The sequence below is a fragment of the Bacteroidales bacterium genome (assembly GCA_016707785.1).
Taxonomy (GTDB): domain Bacteria; phylum Bacteroidota; class Bacteroidia; order Bacteroidales; family UBA4417; genus UBA4417.
In genome coordinates, this window is the sequence record JADJGZ010000051.1 from 1 (window position 1) to 16,541 (window position 16,541).

The window sequence follows — 16,541 nt, forward strand, 5'->3', positions numbered from 1 at the left end:
CCCTCCATTTATACTGACTCTGCAATCACACCGGTTTGCAATATCATTGCTAATCAGCATAAATGGAGGGGATCCAATCGAATGAATTCAAAGAACGGCTATGATATGCCTGGTTTGTCTGTACAACGGTTTGAACTGTTAATACCGTTGAAATGTTCAGTCTTTTCAGTAGTTTTTAGTTTTTATGGGCTAAATAAATAGCACCCATCACAAGAAAAATGCTAACTCCGCTTCCTAATGGGGCCGACGGGGCTTTTTCAGCTCCATTCGAACTTTGACCACTGCTGTTTAATCCCGGAGGCGGTGAGGAAGGTTGTGCCATGAGGCTGTGAATATTGAGAAAACACAGCAACATTGTAAATAAAAAAACAGGCAGAAAGAAATGGGTAAGTCTTTTCATTTTTGGGGTTTTTGGTTTGTAAATCATAGAGATGTTTAATTAAATCAGTTCCCTGCATATCCGGGAGTGGTTGTAGCGATCGTAAAAAGTTTAGTAAAAAAGCAGGATTGCAGCTTCTGATGAGAATGGGTGTATGCACGAAGAAAATGTGCAGGAGAGTATTTTTGATTGACAGGCATCCCTCTAATAATTGGAATGCCAGTCAATCAAAAATTCAATTTGTTTAAGTTTAACTCTACTTTTCCAGTACTTATGAAACCTTCCCTGGAATTGTCAAAGGTAGATTACCTGATAATCATAGGACTTACATAATTTCATGGCAGAATTACATAATTCACTTATTAATAGTCGAATAACATAGGCAAGCGGAGTAATTGAATTGAAGTTCTATTTATGCTTTCAGACACACAGGCTAATGGAACAGAATTTCCGGCATGATTTGCAAACAACGTTCACTTTACTATTACATTTGTGAAGTTTCTTTATTATAATCGTGATGCTTCCCATTAAACAAGTTAAATTATGACACCAGAAGGTCTGATATCAGGAACTTGGAAAAATGATAATAAAGCCATTAAGTTCAATCTCCCTTTAATAATTTTCGAGGAAGATGGTTCTCAGATTGTTTATTGTCCGGCATTGGATGTTTCAGGATATGGTGAGGATGAAAAAGAAGCCATAGAATCATTCCAGGTATGCCTGGGTGAATTTCTTCTTTATACTGTTCACAAGAAAACCTTTCATAGCGAACTTCAGCGACTGGGTTGGAAGCTAAAAAAGAGTGGTCATAAACCAATGATTCCTCCGGATATGGTTAGTTTGCTGGAAAACAATGCCAATTTCAGCAGAATATTCAATAATTTCCCTTTCAGGAAAATTGATAGTCCTATTGAATTGCCTGCATAATGGGCCGATTGAGCAATATACCCTTGCGGGTTTTCAGGGAATTCCTTGAGTTTAATGGTTTGAAGCCTATCAGAACCAAAGGTGGTCATGAAATATGGGCAGGTAAAAGCCTTCAACGACCTATTGTTCTTCAATCGCATAAGTCACCTGTTCCAGAATTTATTGTCAGGCAGAGCTTACGTGCACTAAACAAGACAGAACAGGATTTCATAGATTTTTTCTCCAACTGAGTTTTTACATTGATTGTGACTGATGGAGGCGTTACAATATTTTCCTCTTTTTTTGGATACCAATCGAGTGAATATTCCCAAAAAAAGGAACTCATAATATATAACACTAAATAAAGAATTTAAAAGTTATCTGACCCAGGATCAATTAGCAAAATGAGCCAAAGGCTTTCCTTTGGAGCAAAATGCAAAATGCAAAATGCAAAATGAAAAATGAAAAATGCAAAATGAAAAATGAAAAATGAAAAATGAAAAACCCGCCTGACCGAGGGAATTGTGAGTATATAAGGAAAACTCTTTCAGTCGGGCAGGTGAGCCAAAGGCTCCCCTTTGGGGCATAAAACATCCGAAGCCAAAGGCTCCCCTTCGGGGCATTAAACATCCGACACCCGCCTGACCGATGCATTCTAACTAATAATTGAAAATTCCATCAGTCGGGCAGGTCCGACATCCGACATCCGACATCCGACATCCGACATCCGACATCCGACATCCGACATCCGACATCCGACATCCGACATCCGACATCCGACATCCGACATCCGACATCCGACATCCGACATCCGACATCCGACATCCGACATCCGACATTCGACATCAAAAAAAATTAAGACAATGAACAGAATCATATCCTTTCTCATGGCTCCCATCCTTTTAATTTCTGCTTGCACTCAGAAGAGCCAAAACAGCAGCATCACTTACATGAATTCAACACAATTCGAAAAGCTGATTGCTTCGGGGAAAGGCATTTTACTGGATGTGCGCACCGAAAACGAATTTATGAATGGCCATATAGCCAATGCAGGAATGTTAAATTTTTATGCATCCGATTTTCGCAGTCGCCTTTTGCTTCTTCCTAAAGACGAGCCCATTTACCTTTACTGTCTCACGGGAAGCAGAAGTAAAGTCGCTGCAGAGATACTGGCTCAAAACGGCTATACCCAGATATATAACCTGCAAAAGGGCATCATGGAATGGAACCAGCAAAACCTGCCTCTCGTAAGTGATCCCAACGCTATTCCGGATATGGATAATTATATGCAAACCAATCAGTTTGCTGAATTGATGAATTCCGACAAACTTGTATTCATCGACTTTTATGCCCCCTGGTGTAGTCCGTGTATTAAAATGATGCCGATGATTGATGCCATGAAATTGGAATATCTTGATAAGATACAAATTGTGAAAGTGAATGTTGATGCCAGTCAGGACCTGGTAAAACAAGTGAAACTGGCGGGCGTTCCTTACCTGGCATTGTATTATAAAGGCGAACTTATATATTCCAAAAATGGTTCAGTGACAAAGGAAGAGCTGACAGCGGTTTTTCAGGAAAATATCAAAAAATACCAGGCAGCAGCTGAATAGCAGCATCTAACCGTTTTTCTGTCCATGGATTTGGCTATAGACCTTCCATTTTTGACTTTTCAAAGAAAAACAATTGTTTCTATACGTTTCATTATAAGCAATATAGGTAATATATTTAAAATTAATTAAAATTATCTGGCTTTGACACCCTATATTAGTGTATCTTTGTGAGCGAATGTTCACTTACTGAATTATATTTTGTTCAACACAGAAGACCTCATTAAGGGAAAAAATTATAAATCAGAATCAGTCAGCTAATATGGAAATCACAACCCGCCAATTGGAAATTATTGAAGCAGCCGGCAAAATACTTACGACCTCAGGTGTAAGCGGACTGACAATAAAAAATCTGGCAAAAGAAATGCAGTTTTCTGAAAGTGCCATCTACAGGCATTTTAAAAGCAAAGAAGAAATTATCATTGCCATGCTTAATTACCTGGCTGATAACATTGACAAGCGATTATCGAATCTGGATGGTTCATTAACTCCTGAGGAAAAATTTAAAGCATTGTTTGTGGAACAATTCCGGTTTTTTAAACTGAATCCTCATTTTGTCGTTGCAGTTTTCTCTGATGGGCTTATGGAGGAAAGCCAGGTTATAAACGAAGCTCTGCTTAAACTCATGAATGTTAAAATCAAACACTTGATGCCTGTCATCATGGACGGTCAGCAAAAAGGTATATTTACAAATGCCATTACTACTGACGAACTAATGCATATCATCATGGGAACATTCAAGCTCCAAATGTTCAAATGGCGGATCGCCAATTTTGAATTTGATATTAAAAGAAGTGGTGAAAATATGGTTCATTCAATCCTTACTCTTATCAGAAACAAACAAATATGAAAAGAACTTTCCTATATATAATAGCCACTTTGTTAGCCGCTTTTGGCTTGTTAACCTTATTTCTGAGCAGTTCAGTGATATTCGATCTGTTTGGCATCAGGGCCAGGGAGGGTAATTATGTTCTGTTTGTTGTTTGGGCAAATTTCCTGAGTAGCATACTTTATCTTTTTGCTGCTTTTGGTTTTATAACCGCTAAGACATGGACAATTAGGCCATTAGGTATATCGGCAACAATTCTGTTAGTGGCATTTCTAGGTCTGCTTATCCACGTAAACTCTGGAGGTATTTATGAAACTAAAACCATTGGGGCAATGTTGTTTAGAACGACTCTTACAATTTTGTTTACTGCACTTGCTTTCTTTATGATTTCAAAAAAAAATAAATAATACTCACAAAAAAATTTATTTATATATGTTAGTAAACATTCACTTACGCATATTAAGAGGAACTAGATATTTACTGGTTCTAATCACTCTTCTGGCTCCGGCTATTGTTCCGGCACAAACATTCTCATTAAACCAATGCATCGATACCGCATTGATTTATAACAGAAACATCAGATTAGCTCAGCAGGATGGATTGATAGCCAACGAAAAGAACCGCGAAGCTAAAAGCACTTTGTTGCCAAAAATCACCGGTTTTGCCGACTATCGCTATTATACTGATCTGCCCTACCAGATCATGCCTCAGGCTGCTTTTGGCGGACCGGAAGGCACCTATAAGGAAATTCAGTTTGGAGTACCTCAGAACCTGAGTGCCAACCTACAGCTTGCCATGCCATTGTTTAATCCCACAGCGTTGAGCGCAATTAAAAGCACCAGCATTGCAAGTGAACTGTCAGAAATACAAAAACGTAAAACGGATGAAGATGTAGTATTGGAAGTTTCCAATGCTTACTACAACGCACAGGTGCTGTTAAATCAGCTGGCTTTTATGGATAGCAATATCATAAATACCAACAAGCTGGTGCAGACTACAACCTTGCTATACAAGCAGCAGTTAGCCAAAGGCACTGACGTTGACCGGCTAAATTTGCAATTTGAGCAGTTAGCCACACAAAGAAGTACAATTTCTTCTCAACATCAGCAGGTGTTAAACGCGCTTAAATTCCTGATGGGAAAACCAATTTCCGATTCCATCCAGGTTCAGATTAATGAAACATCCATTGATGAAACTACTTTTCATCCTAAGACGACTACAGATATATTATTGATTGACAAGAAGATGGAGTTTAGTCTTTCGGAGCTAAGTGGTCTTAAAAATTCCCGCTTGCCTTCAGTGAATGCTTATGGAGTGTATGGCACCAATGGTTTTGGCACTACCGGAACAAACAGCTTTTTTAATTTCCATCCGATAGGTTATGTAGGCGCCCAGCTATCGGTTCCGCTTTTTAATGGAATGGTTACAAAACATAAAATTGATGGAAAAAAGATTGAAGTGAACAAGACGATCATTCAAAAGGAAATACTAACTGAAAAGGCCAACCTTGACCTGGTGAATGCTGAAATGCAATTCAGTTTAGCAAACACAACAATCGCGACTGTAAATACTCAAGTAGAACTTGCCAGGAGAATCTATAACAATACTGTATTGCAAAACCAGCAAGGCATGGCAAACATTACAGATTTGCTTCTGGCTGACAATTCCCTGCGCGAGGCCCAGCAAAATTATATCGTGGCATTAATAAATCTTCGTCGGGCAGAGTTGGAATACAAAAGGGTAACAGGTAACCTGATTGCAAATAAGAAATAAGAATTTACGATTTTACACTGAGCGAAGCCGAAGTGTTGCGAATGACGATCTACGAATGAATTTAAAATTCACAAATAACAATAAATCAAGCACATGAAAAAGATAATTTATATAGTTGTAGGAATAGTCATAATTGCGATAGTAATCATCCGCCTAAAAGGCAATAAAGAAACCACCCAAAACAGGGTGTTTCAATACGATAAAGAACAGGCAATTGGCGTGCAGACCCTAACAATAAAACCGGAGGGCGCATCTAATAGTGCTTTTTATGCCGGTACTTTTGAACCAAATAAAGAGACGCGGCTCAGCGCTGATATCCAGGGAAAAATCAATTCAATAAAAGTTGATGTCGGAAGCACTGTTAAGGCTGGTCAGGATTTAATTCAACTGGATAACTCCTTACTGAAATTGCAACTGCAGACTGTTGGAATTCAGATTGAAGGATTAGAAGCCGATGTTAGACGTTATTCCGTTCTGGCAAAGGCTGATGCCATCCAGGGAGTGCAGCTGGAAAAATCGGAGTTGGCTCTGAAATCAGCCAATGTTCAAAGAGCAACTTTGCTCGAACAAATCAGCAAAACCACTATTGTAGCTCCTTTTAGCGGAATTATAACCGCCAAACTTACCGAAGTAGGCGCTTATGCCGCGCCGGGTGTACCTCTGCTACAGCTTACTGATATTTTGATGCTGAAGTTCACGGCCAATGTGCCTGAAAAAGAATTGAGTCAATTTAAAATGAACCAGTTGTGCCCTCTTTCAGCCGATGTGTATTCCGAAACTCCTTTGACAGGAAAAGTAACCATGACAGGAAGCAAATCCAATATGGGTAACAGTTATCCTGTACAACTTTCGGTAAGCAATACATCTGATCTTAAAATCAAGTCAGGAATGTTCGGGAAAGTTCAAATGAAAAGTTCCGATACTGAAAACCAAATCATTATCCCTGCATCTGCTATCGTTGGATCCAACATTCAGCCTCAGGTTTACCTGATAAAAAAAGGTAAAGCTGTTTTGCAAAACATAACCTTAGCGAACAGGATTCAGAACAAAGTTATTGTGTCAGCAGGTTTAATAGCTGGTGATATTATTGTCATCAACGGATTTATAAACTTATTTGATGGCGCAAATGTGGACATCAATTAATATCAGTGAATTATGAATATCACAAAAATATCAATCAACCGCCCTTCGCTGATCATCGTGATTTTCAGCGTATTCGCCTTATTGGGAATAATTGGTTTTAAAAACCTGGGGTATGAACTGTTGCCCGACTTTAACCAGCCTGTAGTAGTAATAAAAACAATGTACCCGGGTGCCGAACCCAATGAAGTGGAAACTTCTGTTTCAAGAAAAATAGAGGATGCGCTTTCGAATCTCGAAGGCGTGGATTACCTGGAAACCAAATCCATGCCCAATGCTTCCATTATTATTGCCAACCTGAAATATGGAACGGACCTGAACATTGCCATGCAGGATGCCCAGCGCTATATCGACAATATCAAAAAAGACCTTCCGGCAGATATTCTGAGTCCGGTAATGAGTAAGGTTTCGCCCAACGATTTGCCAATCATTTCGATTAGTGCAACCAGTAATTTGCCGGGAACGGAATTTTATCAGAAAATGAAGGATGAAATCCTGCCGCAAATCCAGCAATTAAAAGGAGTGGCCGAAATTACCCTGCTGGGTGGCGAAGAACGCGAAATCCAGGTAAAAGCTGATCAGGATAAACTAAAACTGTATAAAATTTCACTTTACCAGGTTGTGGATGCCATTAACCGTTCGGGTATTGATTTACCTGCAGGTAAAGCGCAAACCGATAAAGAAAGTAACTCCGTCCGCCTGACAGGAAAATTTTCGACTGTAAATGACATTATGAATGTACAGGTAGCGATGCCTGCCCCAGGAACTCCCGTTTATGTAAAAGATGTGGCATCTGTTGTTGATGGTGTAAAAGAAATAAGCTCTGTGAGCCGCTTTAACGCAGTGAACGGCATAGGCCTTTTATTGAAAAAGCAAGGTGACGCCAATGCTGTGGAAGTTTCGAAACTGGTTCACGCAAAACTTGCCCACATTGAAGCCGCTAACGCCAAATCCGGGGTGAAATTTATTGTTGCAGACGATTCTACCAACATGACAATTGCCGCGGTAAATTCAGTGGTTGACGACCTGATTCTGGCGGTAATTCTGGTATCATTGGTTATGTTCCTGTTTTTGCGAAGCTACCGGAATTCACTGATTGTACTAATAGCAATCCCAACCTCATTAATTACGGCCTTTGCCGTAATGTGGCTGATGGGTTTTACCCTAAACCTTATGACCTTACTGGCGATGTCGTTGATTATCGGGATCCTGGTGGATGATGCCATTGTTATCCTGGAAAATATTCAGCGGCATATCGATATGGGCAAAGATAAACGGGATGCCGCATTAGAAGGACGCATGGAAATTGGTTTTTCTGCCATTTCTATTACCCTGGTCGACGTGGTAGTGTTCCTGCCCATTCTGTTTTTGCAGGTGTTTGTAGCCGATATGCTCAAACAATTCTCTATCGTAGTTATAACCTCCACACTTACCAGTTTGTTAGTGGGTTTTACCCTGGTACCCTGGCTGGCTTCGAGGATTGGGAAAAAGGAAGACTTGCAGCCGACCAACTTTATTAACCGTTTTTTGCTTTGGTTCGAAAGGCAATTGACATCATTTATTGATTGGTATGGCCATCAATTGGAATGGGTGCTTAGTCACAAGCTTATTTTTTCAGGAATAGTTATTTTTCTTTTGGTGATGACTGGGGCAATGCTGAAACAAGGCATTATAGGCAAAGAAATGATGTCGACCGGCGACCAGGGAAAATTCCGTTTGAACCTCGAATATGATAAAACCACCACCGTCAGGGAGAACAATATCAGGACTCTGCAGGTTGAGAATTTTATCCTGCAGCAACCCGAAGTGGCAACACTTTTCAGCAATATTGCCGGGCCGAGCACTGGCATTGGAAGTTTAGGCGTTGGTTCTGCCAATATATCGGAGTTTACCATTCAACTAAAGCCGGAGAAGGATAGGGATATCAAAACGGAGGCTTTTATGAAATTGCTTCGCGAAGAGCTTAAAAAAGAATTTTCGGGCGTTAACTTTTCAATGGCAGTTTTGGGCTTGTTACCCAAACAGTCACCCATAAAAATTACCCTGAGCGGAAACGACCTGAACCTGGTAATGAGAACAGGAAATGAACTGAAAGCAGCTATTGAAAAGATTCCTGGAGCCGATAATGTTCAGTTATCGGTTGAAGAAGGAAGCCCAGAGTACAAGGTAATTCCCGATAAAGACAAAATGCAGCGTTTAGGATTAACGACGGCTTATGTAGGCTTAAATCTGAGAACCGCTATTACCGGTAATAATGATGCCACTTTATCCGAAAACGGCACTGATTACCCGGTTCGTATATGGCTCGATGACTTTGACCGCAGAAACTTTGAAGACGTGCAGCGCCTTTCCATCGTGAATCCAATGAATATCCCTATTGAAGTGTCACAATTTGCAGAGGTGAAACAGGATAATTCGCCTTCACTGCTCGAACGACTCGATCGGCAACCTTCCGTTACCATTACCTCGGAATCGTTTGGCAGGCCCTCCGGAACTTTAGCTGACGACGCGATAAGCTTCTTGAAAACTCGCCCCTTACCTGAAGGTGTAAAACTGACCTGGGGTGCCGATATCAAAACACAGAATGAAAGTTTCGGGGCTTTGGGCTCGGTTCTGCTTATCTCATTTTTACTGATTTACCTGATCATGATTGCCCTTTACGACAGCTATATCTATCCTTTTGTGGCTTTATTTGCCATACCTATGGCTGCTATCGGGGCATTCCTGGCCTTAAACTTATCGTTAAACGATCTGACCTTGTTTGCACAGCTTGGATTGATTATGCTTATGGGTTTGGTAACAAAGAATGCCATCCTTATTGTGGATTTTACTAACCAGCTAAAAGCACGGGGCAAACATTTTAAAGAAGCATTACTCATCGCCGGCAAAGAACGTATGCGGCCTATTTTAATGACTACCCTGGCCATGGCTATTGGAATGTTGCCCATTGCATTGGCACAGGGCACTGCCAGTGAGTGGAAAAATGGACTGGCCTGGGTTATAATCGGTGGTTTGCTGTCATCAATGATTTTGACTGTTTATCTGGTTCCTATGATGTATTACTTAGTGGATACGATAAAGGAAAAAATAGCAAATCGCAAAGCAAGCCGAAAAGTTGGAAAGGCGGCCATAATTGATGAGTAAGGAAGAGATGTTAGATGTGGAATGGTGACGCAGTTCTATGAACACTCCCGTAATGATACCTTTAATTGAACACTCTCTATGCGATCTCTCTATTAAATTTCGATTTCTTTAGAGTCTTCCTGCCTCGGACTTCACTAGTCTATCTTCGCACTCCTAACTCCCTAATACATCGTCAACAGTTCCCAATTCTTAATTCTCATCAAGAGAAAAAGGGCATATAATTTAGTAAAATTTAATTTAGTCTTGCTACTCATGTTTTATACCTGCCATAATATAATCGTCAGTAAACTAACGAATAATTATACTTGATAATGCTGGCTGTTTATTCTATTTTTGACAAGCTCCTGATTAGAGCAACCTCATTTAGTTTTAATACAATATTTTGTTCTAAAAACAGCTGTTTTACACTAAAAGGCTTTGTTGTTGAAATTTACAATTTTGACATACAATCCAGAGCGAAAGTCAATTCTGAAGAATGAATGAGCTTGATAAATTAAAAATCTTTTCGCAATTTACTGACTTTATAGATAGTGAATTAGAACTTATTATGCCTTATTTTGAATACAAGAAGTTTAAGAAAAAAGCGACTCTTTTGAAAGTTGGAGAAGTTTCAAATGAAGTATATTTTATCATAATAGGTTGCATAAGACTCTATTGCGAAAAGGATGGAGAAGAACTTTCAACTTATTTTTTTACCGAGGATATGTTTGCTGGTTCTTATGACAGTTTTCTTTCCCGAAAACCTAGCAAAGTAGCCATTGAAACATTGGAAGAATGTGAAGTGTTGGTGCTAACACATGATTCGCAGGAAAACCTGTATAAAGTATTTCCTAAGATGAACGAATTTATTAGAAAAGCAATAGAGCAAAGATTTGTATTGTTACACGATTTATTCATTTCCTACCTGTTAAATAGCCCGGAAGAAAGGTACTTAATACTTCAAAAAGACCGCCCTGAGTTATTACAACGAGTTCCCCAGCACCAGATTGCTTCTTATTTAGGTATTACAAGAGTTTCATTAAGCCGGATAAAAAATCGTTTACTAAAAAAATAGGACAATAAATTATGTATCTTTTGTTATCGTTTTGATGGAAGTATTGGGTTTAGATTTGTTGCATAATCTCAATATAAATGCACAGAATGAACCATAGTGAAATTATTACCGGAATCAGCATTAATAATGTAACCACTACAGTAAAACTAAGAGGCAAGGATATTAAAATTCATGCCTTAAGTGTTGGAACAGTCGCTGTTAAGAAGAACTTCAAAACCAAAAAAGGAGTTGGTTCTTTATCAAAAATAAATATCCTTCTTGATAGAGTTTATACTGACTACTTACCTATTTGGGTTTGGGTTATTGAACATACAGAGGGGTTAATTGTGATTGATACAGGCGAAAATACTGAAAGCCTGGATATCGATAAATATCTTGCTAATGAGAGTGCATTTGCAAGATACCAATTCAAGCATGCCTGTAAGGTGAGAATTCAGCCTGAAGATGAACTAAATCATCAATTAATCAAAGTAGGTCTAAAAGTAGAGGATGTTAAACTAGTGGTTCTGACGCACTTACACTCTGATCATGTTGATGGGCTTAAGTTCTTTCCTAAGCAAGAAATTCTAGTTGGAGAATATGAATTTACCCATCCTGATAATTGCTTTACAACTGCATTACCATCTTGGTTTAAGCCCAAAAGAGTCAATTTTCTAAAAAATAGGATTGAAATTTTTAATCAGGCTTATCCAATTACTCAGACTGAAGATTTACTCCTTATTCCAACTCCAGGGCATACATTGGGACACAACTCAATCCTATTCAAGACTGATGATTTCGACATTATATTTGGAGGGGACTCATCCTATCATCAGGACCAAGTATTGAATGGTGAGATGGCTGGATCAAATACTGATTACAATAAGACAAGCCAAACCTATAAGAACTTTCTAGATTATGCCACACTTCGCAGAACAATATATTTACCAACTCACGATGAGGATGCCGGAAACAGACTTGCTTCTAGATCGTTTCTTGTCTGATAGTAATCATTCGGAAAGAAATACAGTACGTGCAAATTTTGGATTTGATACAACTGAATACTATAATCTTGTTACCATCTTTACAGTAAGATTATTTTCATCCCCAGTCCAGTAGCCTCTTTTCCCCTTCAAGTGACCTAATATCAGTAACATCCTGGCTTACTTCGATGGTTCCCTTGTATTCCCCGTTTGATGAACGCAGAGCGATATAACGGATGTAAATGAAATTGCCTTTCATATTTATCCAAAATTGGCTTTGTTTTTACTACCGTCTTTTGAACGCTTCAACAATCTGGTTGACAATATGAACGCTTTCCGGCGGATGGCAGTTTTGAACTTTCCTGCCTATAATTGCATTGGACCGTGGGAAGATCCTGTGTTTGCTACCGGAAAAGTATCGAACCGTATCTTCTTCGTCAACGAACGTGATATCAACCGGCAAGTTCTCAAAAAGTTGGATAATCTGTTCCCTTTTAAAACTCCGGTATCCAGGTCAATCGTCCGATGCAATTTGTTTTTTTCTGTTTTATTGAACTCTGATTTTTAGGCGGGCATTTATATAACACCAGCCTGTTTCATGTGCCTGCACAAGCATATCCTGCCAGGCACTTTCCGGAATAGCCCTGTAGGCTAACTGGATAAATAATTTGCTCTTCCCTGAAAATAAGAGGAAGTACCACGAAAAACAATCGGCCTAATTCCTTATTGAATTGGTCATTTCAGATGGGGCATCCATTAAAATTCTCTCACAGGTCATTTAGTGATTTGCGATAATCATCATGAAATGACCACATCAGTTTAAGACAACCATATTGAGGGAATGTTCTTTCAATATAAGGGAATAAAATATTTTCTTTTTTAATATAATGAAGTTCATAAGCTCTCAGATCTTTAATATCCTGCAGTATTTGTAATGCATTGTAGCTTCTGTTCTGATCCTGAACAACTTAAAGAAAGTTTTATATTAATACGTAGAACGGCAATAATCTTTTCCACAGCTCTGTTCTCTTGCATCATGATAGCTTAGAAAATGGTCTTCGGAAGGTTTTTGCCATTTCTGTTGTTTAAGCGATTTATAAAATATATTGATAAGTTTACCTACATTCTTCCTGACAGTTTCGAAAGGATATTGCTGAAGCAAAAAGTCTAATAATTGCATAGTTTCTGAAGCAGTAACTGCTTCAATCTCTGCTTTGTATTTCTCATACAGTTTCTTACCATTATCCCCTTCAATTAGTCCAGTGCTATAATTTTGAAGGTTTAGGTAATGCTCGGAAAAGTGAATAAGTTTTTCTGACATTGTGGCTACATTCCAGTTTATTATTTAAGCCTGGGTGAATACTTTTCTCCATTTCTTAGTATGTCGCGAGCCAGACTTTGTACATTTTCCTCTGTGACCAATTTAATGAGAGCATCCCTTATTAGAGCATATTTTTCATGAAGAGGGCAGGGGTTGTTATCATCGCATTGTTTCAAACCAAAACCACAACCATTGAACAGTTTGTCTCCTTCTGTAGCTATAATCAGTTTTTAGGATAAAATCAGGCTGTTTACTATCAAATAGAATCCGCCTCCTTTTCCTTTCTGTGATTTAACAAATCCTTGTCTGACTAATCGTTGTAATATTTTAGCTGTATAAAAATAAGGTGCATCAATTTGTTCAGAGATTTCAGCAATACCAGGCCTTTTGCCATCAGTGTTCTGCATCTGAATATAAACTAAACCCCTAAGTGCATATTCAGTTTCTTTATTAAACATCTTTTCTCTTTTAAAATGATAGATTATTCTATGCAAAGGTATTAAAATATTTTTGTTAAATAATAAAAGACCTTTTTGTATTTTAATCGTTTTTATATATATATATTTGTCTTGAAGGTTTAAATCTAAACCTATGAAGTTTGAGTCAAATATAGAAATAACAATTGGTGAAATTGTTGCAGGATTTCCGTACAACAAATTATTCAAGGAAGCTGGTATCGATTTCTGAAAAGGGTTCAGATTTAGCAGCAATAATTAAGCAACTCAATCTTCTAACTGAACGGCCTTTAGGCGGAACAATAAATTTTAATGAATGGGAACTTGGTTTCTTAAGTGACTACATAACTAATACTCATCATAATTTTGTCCGAAGAAACTTGCCTGAATTATCTTTTTATACTCAGAAAATAGCCCAGGTTCATGGTGATCACCATCCTGAGTTATTGGAAGTTGCTGAGATATTTGCTCAAATGCGAAAAGAGCTGTTGCAGCATTTGATAAAGAAGAAGAAATAGTGTTTCCTGCTATAAAAAGCCGTGGTTTCAGCTACTCCTGAAGTTAAAACAATCATCATTTCGAAGTTAATTGTTTGCGGGTGAACATGAGTTTGCAGGCGGTACGATGGATAAGATAGCTGTTTTGACAAATAGATATCATATTCTTCGGATGCATGTAACACATACCGGATATCTCTAAAGATGCTGGAACAATTGAAGATGATCTTCATATTCATGTGCATCTCGAAAATAATATTTTGTACCCAAAAGCATTAAAAATAGCTGAGTAAAGCATCCCTTTTATGAAAACTGCAACCGAGAACCTCGAAAATGATCATGCATATACTTCCCGTCTGATAGAAGTTTGGAATTAATCACTGGATCCACAGATCCAAATACAGAACACATGGAAACGATAGTAAAAGTGATCCGTGGATTTGTCAAGTGGACTTCATCATGCCAAAGAAGAAAATTCCTTTTCCGTTGATGGTTCAGAAAGGTTTTTCGAACGAATCAGGTCCTGTAGCCGTCATGCTCCACGATCATATGCAGGGTCGGAATTTTGTCAAAGGAATGGCGGATCATATTGCACTGTTTAAACAAGGTGATTCGGGTGCATTAATGCCATTATCAGCAATATGCTGGGTTATACTGAATTACTAAGGAATCATATCGCTAAAGAGAACACCGTGCTGTACTGTTTGGCTGACAAAGCGTATTACCACTTGCCGATCCAGGAATTGTTATTGCTTGGGTTGGAACGAAATTGAACTTGACCACTCAAATGGTTTAGTAGCGAACGATTTCCTTGTCTAATCGATGAACTTGAAGATTCATATAATAATTGAGCCAGTACGGTGCATCTAAATTTTAACCAAATGGATATCATCTAACCTAGTTCTAAATTCAATAAATTACAAATGAGACAACGAAATTTACAATTCACTTTTCGAAGTCTAACCTTAATTGGAGTGATCCTATTATTTAGTATATGCCTGAGGATCAAAAACCAACGCACCAGGACAAAGCACAGGTTCAAGCTGCCAATGTTGTGGCTGACACCAAGGCATATAATGATAGGAAAGGAGTAGGAAAGTTTACCGAAGTTAAACTTCGGAAGTAATTGATTTCCTCGCTAAGGATGATTTGGGGAAAGTTGTATTCTCCACCAAATGCACCACATGCCATAAGCTATCTGCCGAGAAGTTCGTTGGTCCGGGATTTGAAGGTGTCACTCAACGTTGAACACCTGAATGGATCCCATGAACACTGAAAGTAACCAATCTTGAATTGATAATGAAATCCGATCCGGTAGCCAAAAAGTTGTATGAGGAGATGCTCACCCCAATGGCTAATCAGAATATTTGGTGATGAAGACGCCAGAAATATTCGGAATATCTTCGTCAGAATGACAATAAGTAAGAACCTCAATCCTCCATTAAGTACTAACCCATTAATCGACTCTTATGGAAATATTCAGTCCAATACTGTTGGAATGACCTTATCGCTTGATTGGCGGTTATTTACATCATGTAAAACTCAAAAGTTGGGAGCATGATGTTTGGAGATGCATAAAAAGTGTATGTAGCACCTGGGAAGTTCGTGATGAATACTACCTCTTTACATCAGGTGGTTTTAGTGCAGCCTCGGGGTTTACGGGGCTTCCATCAGGCCGTCTTCTAAAACATTGGGGTGTTTCCGAGATCCAACAACTGGTTGGGGATATACGAAGAAACCCGGCCAATGCTATTACATCATTTGGTTTTGTGTTGTGAGAAGCCATCATCCGGAGCTACAAAACCAATGGTGAAGACGATGGTCGTTGGATTTTATAAATGGAAACAATACCCTCGTATTGCACTATTGACCTCACTTCATTTCGTACAGTTGATATAATTGAATTACCTAATGCCGGTGGAAATCATGCTTCGCCTTTTTATAAAGAAAATACTGAATATGTTGTTGGGAATTTGATTCTCAATTTCCTGTTGATGGAAAGACTGAGTAACGCTGAAACATAAGGAGAATTTTAAAGGAGCTGCTACTTTGCAAAGTTTGATCCTCAAAGTGGAGAGATGAGCGTTGGCCCTTCAGATTATTGTTCCGGATTCAATTATGACCTGGCACATGCAGGCAAAGGTGTTTCCATGACTGGATGTTTTTTACCAGTTATAATTAAGAACAGTACATAACCTCCTTGGAAGTAAATGCTCAGAATGACAAAGAATTTTGTTATGGCAAACCGAACTGGAAAGCGGAAGGAATTGATTTCACAGGAAAAGGTAAAAATTCCCTTCTGTTCCTTCCATAATATGTATGATGAAAAATCACATTCTGCTGCTTCAAAAGAAGAAAAAGAAGTAACTGTCATTCTACAGAAGAAATGCCAGGCCGGAATTATATTATGCTTGCCCAAAGTCTTACCTCTATGGTTGTGACGCATGGCCTGATGGAAAGTATATTGTGGC

18 protein-coding genes and 1 pseudogene are annotated in these 16,541 nt (G+C 38.7%); 14 read left to right on the top strand and 5 right to left on the bottom strand.

Translation table 11 applies throughout. The features are described 5' to 3' along the window. Positions 1 to 175 precede the first annotated feature (175 nt). Positions 176 to 400, bottom strand: coding sequence for a hypothetical protein (locus IPH84_17845; protein ID MBK7175034.1), 225 nt, complete (start codon positions 398 to 400; stop codon positions 176 to 178). 522 nt (positions 401 to 922) lie between these two features. Here IPH84_17845 and IPH84_17850 point away from each other — a divergent pair. Together IPH84_17850 and IPH84_17855 are read left to right on the top strand one after the other, a co-directional pair. Further along, positions 923 to 1,306, top strand: coding sequence for a hypothetical protein (locus tag IPH84_17850; protein ID MBK7175035.1), 384 nt, complete (start codon positions 923 to 925; stop codon positions 1,304 to 1,306). Continuing rightward, entirely contained in the window at positions 1,306 to 1,536 is a 231-nt protein-coding gene (locus tag IPH84_17855; GenBank protein MBK7175036.1) for a type II toxin-antitoxin system HicA family toxin, read from the top strand. Before IPH84_17850 ends, IPH84_17855 begins: the two co-directional genes overlap by 1 nt. Before the next feature lie 427 nt (positions 1,537 to 1,963). On the opposite strand, the gene IPH84_17860 is transcribed toward IPH84_17855, so the two are convergent. Beyond that, entirely contained in the window at positions 1,964 to 2,131 is a 168-nt protein-coding gene (locus IPH84_17860) for a hypothetical protein (protein MBK7175037.1), read from the bottom strand. 17 nt (positions 2,132 to 2,148) lie between these two features. Between IPH84_17860 and IPH84_17865 the strand changes: the two genes are divergently transcribed. The 8 genes from IPH84_17865 to IPH84_17900 all read left to right on the top strand — a co-directional run bounded on the left by IPH84_17865 (position 2,149) and on the right by IPH84_17900 (position 11,818). Next, positions 2,149 to 2,898, top strand: a complete 750-nt coding sequence (locus IPH84_17865) for a hypothetical protein (GenBank protein ID MBK7175038.1) — start codon at positions 2,149 to 2,151, stop codon at positions 2,896 to 2,898. A 259-nt stretch (positions 2,899 to 3,157) separates the two neighbouring features. Continuing rightward, positions 3,158 to 3,745, top strand: a complete 588-nt coding sequence (locus IPH84_17870; protein ID MBK7175039.1) for a TetR/AcrR family transcriptional regulator — start codon at positions 3,158 to 3,160, stop codon at positions 3,743 to 3,745. Beyond that, the gene (locus IPH84_17875; GenBank protein ID MBK7175040.1) at positions 3,742 to 4,131 is read left to right on the top strand and encodes a hypothetical protein; all 390 of its coding nucleotides are present in this window, start codon (positions 3,742 to 3,744) and stop codon (positions 4,129 to 4,131) included. The genes IPH84_17870 and IPH84_17875 overlap by 4 nt, the downstream gene beginning before the upstream one ends. 25 nt (positions 4,132 to 4,156) lie before the next feature. Then, entirely contained in the window at positions 4,157 to 5,497 is a 1,341-nt protein-coding gene (locus tag IPH84_17880; GenBank protein ID MBK7175041.1) for a TolC family protein, read from the top strand. A gap of 93 nt (positions 5,498 to 5,590) precedes the next feature. Continuing rightward, positions 5,591 to 6,640: an efflux RND transporter periplasmic adaptor subunit gene (locus IPH84_17885; protein MBK7175042.1), complete on the top strand. Its 1,050-nt coding sequence runs from the start codon at positions 5,591 to 5,593 to the stop codon at positions 6,638 to 6,640. A 12-nt stretch (positions 6,641 to 6,652) separates the two neighbouring features. Then, the gene (locus IPH84_17890) at positions 6,653 to 9,781 is read left to right on the top strand and encodes an efflux RND transporter permease subunit (GenBank protein MBK7175043.1); all 3,129 of its coding nucleotides are present in this window, start codon (positions 6,653 to 6,655) and stop codon (positions 9,779 to 9,781) included. A gap of 475 nt (positions 9,782 to 10,256) precedes the next feature. Beyond that, the gene (locus tag IPH84_17895) at positions 10,257 to 10,835 is read left to right on the top strand and encodes a Crp/Fnr family transcriptional regulator (GenBank protein MBK7175044.1); all 579 of its coding nucleotides are present in this window, start codon (positions 10,257 to 10,259) and stop codon (positions 10,833 to 10,835) included. A gap of 86 nt (positions 10,836 to 10,921) precedes the next feature. Beyond that, complete coding sequence (locus IPH84_17900) at positions 10,922 to 11,818, top strand: N-acyl homoserine lactonase family protein (GenBank protein MBK7175045.1); 897 nt, start codon at positions 10,922 to 10,924, stop codon at positions 11,816 to 11,818. A gap of 97 nt (positions 11,819 to 11,915) precedes the next feature. Here IPH84_17900 and IPH84_17905 read toward each other — a convergent pair. The 3 genes and pseudogenes from IPH84_17905 to IPH84_17915 all read right to left on the bottom strand — a co-directional run bounded on the left by IPH84_17905 (position 11,916) and on the right by IPH84_17915 (position 13,576). Next, positions 11,916 to 12,281, bottom strand: a pseudogene (locus tag IPH84_17905) (DUF438 domain-containing protein). 501 nt (positions 12,282 to 12,782) lie between these two features. Then, on the bottom strand, positions 12,783 to 13,118 hold the full coding sequence (locus IPH84_17910) for a hypothetical protein (GenBank protein MBK7175046.1): 336 nt from the start codon (positions 13,116 to 13,118) through the stop codon (positions 12,783 to 12,785). Between the two features lie 230 nt (positions 13,119 to 13,348). Further along, a complete protein-coding gene (locus tag IPH84_17915) occupies positions 13,349 to 13,576 on the bottom strand; it encodes an Rrf2 family transcriptional regulator (GenBank protein ID MBK7175047.1) in 228 nt (75 codons plus the stop codon). A 167-nt stretch (positions 13,577 to 13,743) separates the two neighbouring features. Here IPH84_17915 and IPH84_17920 point away from each other — a divergent pair, with 167 nt between their 5' ends. From IPH84_17920 to IPH84_17935, 4 genes are all read left to right on the top strand, one after another. Beyond that, positions 13,744 to 14,091 carry a hypothetical protein gene (locus IPH84_17920; protein MBK7175048.1) on the top strand — a complete coding sequence of 116 codons (348 nt, stop codon included), beginning with the start codon at positions 13,744 to 13,746 and terminating at the stop codon, positions 14,089 to 14,091. Between the two features lie 438 nt (positions 14,092 to 14,529). After that, the gene (locus IPH84_17925) at positions 14,530 to 14,736 is read left to right on the top strand and encodes a hypothetical protein (protein ID MBK7175049.1); all 207 of its coding nucleotides are present in this window, start codon (positions 14,530 to 14,532) and stop codon (positions 14,734 to 14,736) included. Positions 14,737 to 15,908: 1,172 nt separating this feature from the next. Further along, positions 15,909 to 16,094, top strand: a complete 186-nt coding sequence (locus IPH84_17930) for a hypothetical protein (protein ID MBK7175050.1) — start codon at positions 15,909 to 15,911, stop codon at positions 16,092 to 16,094. Between the two features lie 213 nt (positions 16,095 to 16,307). Beyond that, positions 16,308 to 16,511 (top strand): hypothetical protein, encoded by a 204-nt coding sequence (locus IPH84_17935; protein ID MBK7175051.1) that lies wholly within the window; start codon positions 16,308 to 16,310, stop codon positions 16,509 to 16,511. Positions 16,512 to 16,541 lie beyond the last annotated feature (30 nt).